Raw genomic sequence first — 10,761 nt, forward strand, 5'->3', positions numbered from 1 at the left:
GGCTTCCCCATGTGAAAGTAGGTCATTGCCAGGATTTAATAGGAAGCCCTGTTACAGTTTAGTCTGTGACAGGGCTTTTTTATGCCCGGAATAGATGACAGAGCATGGCGTAGGATTGAAATTCATTGCATCGATTCATGGTAAAGTTTGCTAAATGACAAAATAATTCTGGGGTGGGGATATTATGATCGAAGCATCACAAGGTACCGTGACAAAAAAAGGAATCTGGAGCTGGATGCTATTTGATTGGGCGGCTCAACCTTTTCATACTCTAATTATTACTTTCGTATTTGCTCCTTATTTCACAAGTCAGGTAGCCCCCAATGATGTCGTGGGGCAATCATACTGGGGGTATGCTGTAGGTATTGCAGGTTTGATTATTGCGGTGCTATCACCCGTATTAGGCGCGCTAGCTGATGCATCAGGTCCAAGAAAGCCGTGGATTTTTGGTTTTTCATTAATGGGAGTAATCGGCTCATCCTTACTGTGGTTTGTGACACCGGGAGCTTCAGAAACTACCATAATCTTTGGTTTGCTAGCCTTTGCGATGGCCTTAATCGGATTTGAGTTTGCTGCGGTATTTAACAACGCAATGATGCCTGACCTGGTACCCAGAGCAGAATTAGGTAAGTTGTCTGGAAGTAGTTGGGCGCTGGGTTATGTCGGAGGTTTGATTTGCCTCATCTTAATGCTCGGCTTTATGGTCGGCAACACCCAAACTGGAAATACACTACTTGGATTTACGCCAATATTGGGGTTAGAAGCCTCTCTTCATGAGGGCGACCGCGCAAGTGGTTTATTGACTGCTTTGTGGATGGCAGTGTTTATTATTCCTTTGTTTTTATTCACTCCAGATCAAGCACCTAAAGCTCAGGTTGTCGGGGCGATCAAACAGAGCCTTCAATCGCTGTGGCAGACGATTCTAAGATTACCTAAGAATAAGAGTTTAGCTTCATTTCTGCTGTCCAGCATGCTCTACCGGGATGCATTGAATGGCTTATATGCATTCGGCGGAATCTATGCGGCAGGTGTACTCCAATGGTCAATCATACAGATTGGTATATTTGGAATACTAGCGAACGTCACCGGTGCGATTGGTGCTTGGTTCGGTGGGCGTATGGATGCCAGGTTTGGGTCAAAAATTGTAGTTGGCGCATGTATATTATTGCTGATACTTGCGAGTGTATTAACGGTCAGTACCGATCGCATGCATGTGCTATGGATTAGCGTTGCCGAACAATCAGACCACTCAAGTCTTCCTGATTATTTATTTTATTTTTGTGGTGCATTAATTGGTGCTGCGGGCGGGGCATTGCAAGCTTCTTCACGTACCTTAATGGTCGATCAAGCTGAGCCTGGTAAAATGGGTGAAGCGTTTGGCCTTTATGCGCTATCCGGGCGAGCCACAAGTTTCATTGCGCCAATAGCGATAGCATTGGTAACGAGTTTATTTGCTAGCCAACGAATTGGGGTAACACCAGTCATCGCATTATTTGTAATCTCACTGATATTGCTGCCAAAAGTGCAGAGTCGTACAAGATAGATCCTTGTTAGAAAGATTGAACTTATTCTGGAAAAAATATATCCAAGCATTGCAACACTCATCAAATTATAACCATAAAAAAGAATTGCCATGATTAAAGATGTTTTCAAAATACCACTAATAATTTCAGTGGTTATAGGAATTAACTTATCCGCGAGTGCCGAGCTAGTATCAACGAATAGTGCCACGGAGTTATCATCTACTCACGAGAGTATTCAGCATGACGCCACACTAAGCGAAAGCTTTCTTATGGGGAAATACAGCGCGAGTAAGAATGGTAATTTCGTCAGAATAAGTACGAAGTACGCCTCTCGCAGTGGTATGTATTTACAGAGCTTACCCTATGATGCCTTCAAGGCTATGCATAAAGACGCCCTGAATAGTGGTGTCCGTCTCAAGATTATCTCAGCGACACGTAGTTTCTATCACCAAAAATCTATCTGGGAAGGTAAGTGGGACGGTAAGCGCTCAGTTGGTGGTATTAAGAACATAAAACGCTCTATCAAAGACCCGATTGCACGAGCCAGAAAGATTTTAGAGTATAGTTCGATGCCGGGTAGTTCACGACACCATTGGGGTACTGATATTGATCTGAATGCCTTTAATAATCGTTACTTCGAATCAGGTAAAGGCAAGAAGGTATACGATTGGTTGGTGAAGAATGCCCCACGCTATGGGTTTTGTCAGCCGTACACAAAAAAAGGAGGTGCAAGACCGACGGGGTATAACGAAGAAAAGTGGCACTGGTCATTTCGCCCATTGTCAAAGCACTACACAGAACAAGCACAGATACGCCTGTTTGATGCAAAGTTTGGTGGTTTTCGGGGATCAAATACCGCAGCACATATTGGTATCTTAAAAAACTATGTGCTGGGTATTAATCCATACTGTCGCTAAGTGCTACAGAGGGTTTTTTGTTGCCTCAGGCTTCTCAACCTTACTGGTAAGGTGCAGCTTTTTTTCTAAAGCCTTACGCCACTCATCAACTTCAGCAGAATGAGCTTTTTGAACACGATATTTCTTCAGAAGCTCTTCATGCTCTGACTCAGCCAGCTCGCGATCGATAGCGATTTGGTAGCCGTGCTCATTTTCGAGTAATAACACCGGTGATTTGTTTTGTGAGATCAACTCATAGAATTCTTTGAAGCTTTTAAACGACTTACCATTTACCTTGTGGAGAGTCGTATAAATTCTGTCGTGAAAGCCTCGGTTCGCAGAAGACGCCAATACCTGACTGACGATGATTTCATCCTTTTGCATATCATCTTTTTGCTGGACAAACTCTTCTTCGGTCAGACAGTCATCACTCACTTCATTGGCCACCATGACAAATCCACCATAGATCATATAACGAGGGTCCTGATCAAACACAAAGCTTGATTTGAGCGACTTGGTGAGTGGGATATTTACAACCATAGCCTCGCCATCCCGTACCAAACCAAGCTTAACGCTATCGCCCATTTGGTGGAGTTGTACGAAGTGCTCAAAATCAACACGGTGTCGGTCACCGGTTAATACCATGCCGTTGTTCTCAATCTTTTGGTCGTCGATATGAGTAATGATATCGCCTTTTTTAAGGTGGTCGTAGGTAGGAGTGTTGAAGCAAACTTTACTGACCAGTACGCCGGACTGTTCTTCAGTCAGGTTGTAGCCTTTGCGAAGCGCCGGGCTAACCAATGATTGGAAGTGAGCAGACAGCTCTGGAAAACCATCATACTTGCCATCAGCCATGTCGCTCAGGAAACGCTTGAGAATAGTGACCGGAATCATATATCCAATGTTTTCTTCGCCATTGCGCGACTGCATGACCACACCAACAACCTTGCCGTTGACTAGTGCAGGGCCACCGCTATTACCGGGATTGATAGCAGCATCTACCTGAATTGCCTGAAATGTAAGGTAACTGTGAACGAACATCTGGTGCTCAATACGCGAGATAATCCCTTTGGTGATACTCAACGCCTGACCACCAACCGGGTATCCATAGACGGTTACTTCCTGGTGAACATCAGGTAGTTCACCTAAAACTAATGGCTCAATATTCTTTAATTCATCAGGTGTCTTAAGTTTTAAGATGGCTAAGTCAACTTCATGTGCAACAGCCTCAACCACTGCTTCAAAACGTTTGGAATCACCATCGCGTTGAATTTCGATAAACGTGTGATTTTCAACCACATGAGCGTTTGTAATGATGCGTCCACCTTCCAGCATAAAACCAGAGCCGGAGCCGGATAGAGTGTGTGAACTCCATGGAGCACGAGGATTATCAGACTTTGAGGTAGCGTAAACCATCACAACTGAGTCCGAGAGTTTCAGGTCGGGATTGTTTGTTGTTTTAGCAGTAGATGTTCCCCAACAAATCGACAATACGATTGTGAAAATTAGCCTTATTATTATATTTTTTGTACCGATTAATACCATGTTGCCACCTTGAATTTGATGATTTTTTGAGTTTAATTTCATGAAAGCTAATTATTTTACTGCTATGAAATTCAACAACTTAAGCGTCACTATAAGCCCTATTGATGAGTATACTACTATGACTAAAAAAAGATCATTAAGAATTATACAAGTATAGGGCTTGTCTTAAGTTTAAATTATTCTATGGCTTAAAGTTGGCACCAATATGGCTTAACGATGTCAATACGGGTAGTTACTGAGTAATTAGTAATGAGGGCAAAAATAATAATTGAATAACGATTCAAATAATCAAGGATGATTAGTTATGAATATAAAGACGCTCGTAGTTACCACATTAGTTGCCACGTTTGCATCCGGATGTCACATGTATGGTGGTAGTCATCAGGTAAAACCAAATCACCATGTTAGTGTTCATAAGGTTGTTTTGAAGAAACCATATACGGCACCGAAACCAAGTGTGCAACATCACCACCCTGCAAACCGCTATACAAAAGTGGTTAACCACGCACATCCCGGTGGCGCTAAAGCCCACAGTCACAACTATGGCAGGTCTGCCCCTAAGAAGCCTGCCCCCAATGTGTTATTGGTAAAAGTAGTCAGTGGTCATGGTCATCATCGACATCACCGTAGGCATCACTAAGCTTAAAGCAAAAGCCCACTGCTGTTGTGTCATGGTAGTGGGTTTTTATTGCGCTGCTTGGTCAGCTATTGCCTCAGGGAGTTTAAGCACTTGTCCCTCATGAACCACATTGATGTCTTTGATGATATCTCTGTTTGCTGCAAATAAGTCCAGAAAGCGTCTTCCGTTCTCCTCACCGTAAACGCGTTGAGCTACCCGAAATAAAGATTCTCCTGCTAATACAGTAACGGTGGTGGCGGCAGGTGTGGTGCTTGTTGCTGTGTCTTGTGAGCCAGTTGATGCCTCTTGTGCTGAAGCGGTACTGCCGCCCGCATTTTCTAAGTCAGAATCCACTAATTTAGGTACTGGTAGATCAGTGGCTGTTGATTGACTAGCTTGCTGAGTGTTTGCTGTATCATTTCCAGCAGGGTTGTCGTTCTCGGGTATTGCTGTTTGCCCTGTAATCTCTGACATTGCTTGCGCGACTGCATCACGAATCTGATCCATTTGTTTACCATCATGGAGTGCATCACTCACAACAGTCTCCAGACTGAGGGTCAGTTTATCCGCATCTGTTTTGTTTTGAGTGCCTAGCAGTTCCGACAAACGCAGTGCGACGGACTGTGTGAGTTTATCCATGTCAGCAGCACTATCCTGCGTTGTTGCCGTATTAGTCGGAAGCGATTCGCTAGCCTTGTTCGTATCAGTATTTAGAATAGACGTTTGAGCTGCTTCTTCGCTGACTTGTTCCAGCAAGCTCTTAGTTGTAGATGTATCAGTGTCATCAGCTTGAGCGAGCGCCAGCCAAGATAATAGTAGCCACGGTAATAAACGTTTCATTTTTATTATTCCTCATTTTATCAAGGTATCACAACGGTTAAGCCAAGTTGTTGCCAGGCTTGCATGCCACCGCGATACCAGAACAGTTTGTCTTCGGGGTAGCCAATCTTAGCCAGGTTATTGATTGCCTGAGTTGATTGACCACACCACGGCCCATTACAAAACAGCATTAGGTCGCGTACTTTACTAAAGTCCCATTTGCCGTTTTGTTGTGTTGCACCTAATAATTCGATAATTCTAACAATATGCTTGCTATCCAAACCTTTATTCAAAATAGTGAATGGAATGTTAACTGAACCGGGAATAGTGCCTTTTTCATGCCACTCCGGCATACGGGAGTCAACGAGCAAACCTTGTCCGTTCTTTACTTGTGTGTCTAAAAATCGAAGTACTTCAAGCTCCGCGACGGTTGTCACACTCTCGAGCAAGTTGGCTGGTTGAATACAGAAAGGCGGACATGCCCTGGATGTTTTCGAAAAGCTGTTACTAAGCCTGTTCTCCACATTTTGCTCGCGCTCAATACGAATCGTTTCACCGTCATGCTGCACATCAACAAACTCTAGCGTCGGTGTGATTTTTACAGCATTTTCTGCGGAGGCAGTCGTGATTAAGCTTATGGCTAACAAAAGTAGCGTAAATCCAATGATAATGTGTGTTTTGAGTGGCATTGCTGTGTTTCTCACTTTATTCGGGGTATGAGTGGCTAGCGTTGTCTGGAAATTTCAGAGGCTACGGCTTTCTGGATATCCAGACGAATAGATCTCTGAATAGTCTGTTTCACGGACTCATCTAAGTCCTTTATGAGTGTCTCCTGTTCCTTTAAATCAACACCCTCTGATTCATAAGGACTGTTCAAATCAATAATACGTGTAGTATTTACTCTAAAGTCGGTGGCTTGGTCATTTAGAGCAGTCAGAATTTCAGACTGAGTCGCTTTGGGTTGTGGGTTGGTTTTGACAACTTTAGGAGTCTCTGTATTGTTTTTAGGATTTGCGAGTTGTTTTTTTAGTATGGCGCCAGCTCGTGGAGCAGCAACTTGTGTTTCATAGAAAAACACACCAGCCCCCACAAGCGTAAATATCAGCATAAAAAATAGAATGATTCCTTTCATTGATCACAGCTTCCTTGTGCGTTTCATGAGAATGTTCATTGATTTTCTGAGTAGCTCGATGGCGTGAGACAGCTCACCAATTTCATTTTTTTCAGAGGTTTGGATTGGGGTATCCAGATCGCCTCGGCTAAAATGCTCTACCTGTTTTGTCAGAGATACCAATGGTTCAGATAATGAGTTCGATTGAATCAGCGCAAAAACCAAACTTAATAAAAGGCTGATGGCTGCGATAATGAGTGTGACGGTGAAATAGTCATGCTCTGGCTTGAACAATACTTTTTTGGGTGCAGTACTAAACAAATACCCTAAGGAAGGACGTCCCTCACCTAAAGAAATTGGTTGAGATAAGGTGAGTTGTTGATCATTTTCAAGCGATGTTGCCTCCTCAGATCCTTTGAGTGATGCAAGTGATAAGTGCTGATCCTCAAACGCATTGTGGCTAGTGGCTAGGTCTTTTGGGCCTCCCCAGCGCTTCTCCTTGTCCGCGTGGTAGAAGAAGTAGCCATTCGGGTCAGTGAACAATATGTTCCAAGTCTCATCACTTCGTGTAGTCACCTGTTCGATTAACTGTTTACCATCAAGGTTTAACACCAATACCGCTTGCACAGAGCCGCCTTTATCCGTCACCGGTGTTGCATAACGTAGCGTCGGTTGATGAGGTGTAATAATGGAGTCTTCATCCCGACGTAACTCGATGGGAGATATATAGATTTGTCCACGTTTAAGTGCGACTGCTTGTTTGAAAAAGTCGCGCTCTTTCAGATCCCGAAGTTGTTTTTTGTCACTAAGGTTGCTTGCCTGACCATCCACGTTCTCAACTCGTAACAACTCCTTACCACGCTTGTCCAATAAACGAAGCGAAGCGTAAGTTTGCTGCTGTTGAATAAATAACACGGCCGAATTACTGAGGTTTTCCAGCAGTAATCGACTGCGTGATTTTGAGACGCGCTTAGCTGACAAATACAACTGCAACGCGCTGGAGTCCCGTAAAAACAACAAATCTTTTTCAACACCAGACACGTGATGTTCAACGGCATTTTGAATCTGTGTTAGTTGGTTGCGCTGTTCAATCAGAGCATTTTCTCGCAGCGCTTCTGACGTTGTATAGATACTGTAAGCACCGATCAGCACAGCGGGAAGCAAAGTGAGCACCATCATGGTGAGCATCAGTTTGTTTCTAATTTTTCTCATGAGTGCACGTAATCCTTTACATGGCCAGCGGTTATACGATGGCGGCTTTGGCAGAGAACTGCTGCCGTTCCTTTTCTGTCTCCAGTTCTTCTCCTAGTATCGCTACCAGATAGGGCAGGTTATTTGGGGTTTGCTGATAAGTTTTTTTCCATTCATCAATCGCATCATCAACGATGACACTCGCAGCGGGTCCGAGATAAGTCGCTAATAAACGCGTGTATCGATCAAATATTGGCCGCAGGGACTCCTCTACAGGTACGGTGTCCTGATCAGATTCGATAACTGTAGATGGTTCAGACAATGCTATTAATCGATCTTGCTCCTCACGTGCTTCCTTAGCTTGTTGTTTAATGGTTTGTGATGCTGCTTTGATTGCCATGCTGATCATAGGAACATTAATTTTTTTATCCGTCAGCAGTAATGCAACATGGCCTTCCTGAAGTTTAAACGCTGCTAAGTAGCCACTCTCTATTCCAAAATACAACTCATTGTGACTTTTATTTACAGACTCTAACGCCGAAAAGATTTGTGAAACAACATGGCTGCTATTCGTCATTGCTGCGGTATTTGTCTCCGGGAAATTGCTACTGATCAGCTCACTGTTTTTATAGATACCAGCGTGTCTTACCCCCGCAAGCGCGCACAGTGTTTGCACAATGTCTTGCATATTAGCTAACACCCTTTAGATACAAAATTAAAGCCATTGCAGCATATCCTCTACCTGCTGACTGAGTACCGGAATTGACACAGATCTCTCTGAACAGACACCGAGCGAACGGTCTTGTTCGACAAAAACGGTAAGATTGTCATCCTCTGGTCCCCTTACCATAATGCGGTGTATTGGTCCGAGTTCAGCGGCATCAATTAAGTTCGGAGTGAGTCCGGAGAGGTAGGCAATAAACTGATTGAGGGATTCATCATCAATCGTGGTGTCGATTAATTCACCTAGTTCATTGGTGATTGATACCCCGGTCACACCGGATAAGCCATTAATTGCAGCCATTGAGCGTTGGTTAACCTCAAGGTGATCTTCAGCAGTGCGTGCCTTTGGTGTCAGGTTATTTGTTGCCAGAGTGGCTGCCTGGGTATTCAAAGAAGTGCCAGATACGTCTGAGAGTGGTGGGTGCTTGTTAATGTGGTCGTCCTGAATGTCCTCAGCAGACTCCAGTGGTTTTAGCTCAAGCACTTTATGCACTAAATTTAATACATCTTGTTTCAGGCGCGGGTCAATATTAATGACCTCAGCATCAAGTTCTAATTGCTCCATCCAGTCCTCATAGACTTCCGGAAGTAGCGGTTCGCGTATATCTAAACGCGTGATGCCGATAATGAGACGGCCTTTTTCAGCGATAAAATCGGCGAATTGTTCGGAAAAGAACTTCAGGTCACGGAATGGATAATTACGGTTATTATCGAGTAGGATAATTAATGCATCGGCCCCTTCCGTGAGAATTTCCCACATGAAATCGAATCGTTCCTGCCCCGGAGTGCCGTACACATGGACGGTAGATTTAGCTTCATCATTGATCGTCAGCGTGCCGTAATCCATGGCCACGGTTGTGGTACTTTTACGTGCCAGCGTGACAGCGTCTGAGACAGGCATGTCCGTTTTCACCGATTGCTGATCAGTGAGGGAGTTAATCGCTGTTGTTTTTCCAGACCCTACAGGTCCTGTAATAATGAGCTTATACTGCAAGGGGCGATATTCCTTATCTTAACCAACCATGCTGTGACCGTTCCATCACTAGATATAGCACCAGGGCGTATAACTACAATATTAGATACTGATAAACGGTGTGACACTGATGTATGGCTTGCCGGTTCATCCCAAACGCAGGGAGTTAGTAATAGAAAGTTCAAGCAAGCTGAATTGGGTATGCCTTAGTTCCCGGGGAAGAAGCAAAGCGCAGCATGCAGAGAACCCTGTATTCCGGTTCGAGCGTAAACATCGATATCTTCAGTTTAATCGCTTATTTGACGTTCGGCAACTTTACTAATATTGAACCATTGGGGAGGTTTTGTTGACCTAACATCTATGGGTGTTTTGACTCATTTAAAACCTTGAACTATGAATATGGAATAATAAACACATACAAGGACCTACAATGTATAAGATATTGATAATCATGCTGACTCTATTTGCCGTGGGCTGCGCGCGAACAGGAAATATAGCAACTCCAAACCCTGATGAAGTTTCTGAAATTACATACAATTTAAATACAGATCAAAATATGAGGACTTGGCATTTTGTAAATGATGATTTAACCCTCAGATACAGTGAGCGCGATCTTAATGGGAGACTCATCAGCAGCAACGTTCGAAAGGTTTCACCTAATGACTTCAACTGGCTAGTAACCCAATTTGAAGATATAAATTATACAAAGCTTCAGACTCGATCCAAAGTAGTAAATTCCGGATTCATAGGGTCACAACGGAGCGCTGCAGTTGCCCCCGAAACAATTTCTATTGAAAACTTAGGTGGAACTTATACTTTCCAGAAAAAGGGTAATATAAGATTCCCACCTCAACTCGAAAAAATAACGCAACAAATACCGACTGTTTTTAGATGACTAAGTTGGTTGTGAGAAATCAACCCTAAACCTGAGTCAGTAGCGGTTCGGTGATCAAGGTTGCCGGCCGCTTTTCGCCTAAAATTTCAATCTCAAGCTGTGCGCCATCAATATGCATATCAGGTGGAATAAACCCAATCGCCACTGACTTTTGTGTCCAGTGAGCATAACCTCCGGATGTCACGAACCCTAGTAATTGATCATCTTTCCAAATGGGTTCGTCTGCATTTGCGTCAGTATCTTCAGCATCAACAATAAACGTTGCAAGGCGTCTGCTGACTCCCTGTGCTTTTTCATTTATAGCAGCGGCTTTGCCGATGAACGCTGCGTCTTTGTCATAGTTAACAAAGCGGTCAAGACCCGTCTCGAGAGGTGTATAATCAGGACTGAATTCACGCAACCAGGAACCAAATCCTTTCTCCAGTCGCAAACTCATCATCGCGCGCATCTCTGTACACGACAAAAA

12 protein-coding genes are annotated in these 10,761 nt (G+C 43.8%); 4 read left to right on the forward strand and 8 right to left on the reverse strand.

Translation table 11 applies throughout. The features are described 5' to 3' along the window. Nucleotides 1–184 precede the first annotated feature (184 nt). Nucleotides 185–1,543 carry an MFS transporter gene (locus DKW60_RS23270; RefSeq protein ID WP_109840031.1) on the forward strand — a complete coding sequence of 453 codons (1,359 nt, stop codon included), beginning with the start codon at nt 185–187 and terminating at the stop codon, nt 1,541–1,543. 90 nt (nt 1,544–1,633) lie between these two features. Then, nucleotides 1,634–2,440, forward strand: coding sequence for a M15 family metallopeptidase (locus tag DKW60_RS23275; protein ID WP_109840032.1), 807 nt, complete (start codon nt 1,634–1,636; stop codon nt 2,438–2,440). Nucleotides 2,441–2,443: 3 nt separating this feature from the next. Here the strand turns inward: DKW60_RS23275 and DKW60_RS23280 are convergent, their stop codons facing one another. Further along, the gene (locus tag DKW60_RS23280; protein ID WP_181389868.1) at nt 2,444–3,835 is read right to left on the reverse strand and encodes a S1C family serine protease; all 1,392 of its coding nucleotides are present in this window, start codon (nt 3,833–3,835) and stop codon (nt 2,444–2,446) included. 433 nt (nt 3,836–4,268) lie between these two features. Between DKW60_RS23280 and DKW60_RS23550 the strand changes: the two genes are divergently transcribed. Further along, the gene (locus tag DKW60_RS23550; RefSeq protein ID WP_146203565.1) at nt 4,269–4,604 is read left to right on the forward strand and encodes a hypothetical protein; all 336 of its coding nucleotides are present in this window, start codon (nt 4,269–4,271) and stop codon (nt 4,602–4,604) included. A gap of 45 nt (nt 4,605–4,649) precedes the next feature. On the opposite strand, the gene DKW60_RS23285 is transcribed toward DKW60_RS23550, so the two are convergent. Genes DKW60_RS23285 through DKW60_RS23310 form a run of 6 tightly spaced genes read right to left on the reverse strand, consistent with a single transcriptional unit; the run spans nt 4,650 to nt 9,421 of the window. Next, nucleotides 4,650–5,423: a LysM peptidoglycan-binding domain-containing protein gene (locus DKW60_RS23285; RefSeq protein WP_109840034.1), complete on the reverse strand. Its 774-nt coding sequence runs from the start codon at nt 5,421–5,423 to the stop codon at nt 4,650–4,652. A gap of 20 nt (nt 5,424–5,443) precedes the next feature. Continuing rightward, on the reverse strand, nt 5,444–6,091 hold the full coding sequence (locus DKW60_RS23290; RefSeq protein WP_109840035.1) for a rhodanese-like domain-containing protein: 648 nt from the start codon (nt 6,089–6,091) through the stop codon (nt 5,444–5,446). A 35-nt stretch (nt 6,092–6,126) separates the two neighbouring features. After that, complete coding sequence (locus tag DKW60_RS23295) at nt 6,127–6,534, reverse strand: hypothetical protein (RefSeq protein WP_109840036.1); 408 nt, start codon at nt 6,532–6,534, stop codon at nt 6,127–6,129. A 3-nt stretch (nt 6,535–6,537) separates the two neighbouring features. Continuing rightward, nucleotides 6,538–7,725: a cache domain-containing protein gene (locus DKW60_RS23300; RefSeq protein ID WP_109840037.1), complete on the reverse strand. Its 1,188-nt coding sequence runs from the start codon at nt 7,723–7,725 to the stop codon at nt 6,538–6,540. A gap of 31 nt (nt 7,726–7,756) precedes the next feature. Further along, nucleotides 7,757–8,392: a DUF8082 domain-containing protein gene (locus DKW60_RS23305; protein WP_109840038.1), complete on the reverse strand. Its 636-nt coding sequence runs from the start codon at nt 8,390–8,392 to the stop codon at nt 7,757–7,759. Between the two features lie 27 nt (nt 8,393–8,419). Beyond that, nucleotides 8,420–9,421 (reverse strand): GTP-binding protein, encoded by a 1,002-nt coding sequence (locus tag DKW60_RS23310; RefSeq protein WP_109840039.1) that lies wholly within the window; start codon nt 9,419–9,421, stop codon nt 8,420–8,422. 409 nt (nt 9,422–9,830) lie between these two features. Between DKW60_RS23310 and DKW60_RS23315 the strand changes: the two genes are divergently transcribed. Then, nucleotides 9,831–10,295: a hypothetical protein gene (locus DKW60_RS23315; RefSeq protein WP_109840040.1), complete on the forward strand. Its 465-nt coding sequence runs from the start codon at nt 9,831–9,833 to the stop codon at nt 10,293–10,295. 25 nt (nt 10,296–10,320) lie between these two features. Here the strand turns inward: DKW60_RS23315 and DKW60_RS23320 are convergent. After that, a partial coding sequence (locus DKW60_RS23320; RefSeq protein ID WP_146203566.1) for a glycine cleavage T C-terminal barrel domain-containing protein occupies nt 10,321–10,761 on the reverse strand: 441 nt, incomplete at its 5' end.

The sequence above is a fragment of the Leucothrix pacifica genome, from assembly GCF_003172875.1.
GTDB lineage: Bacteria > Pseudomonadota > Gammaproteobacteria > Thiotrichales > Thiotrichaceae > Leucothrix > Leucothrix pacifica.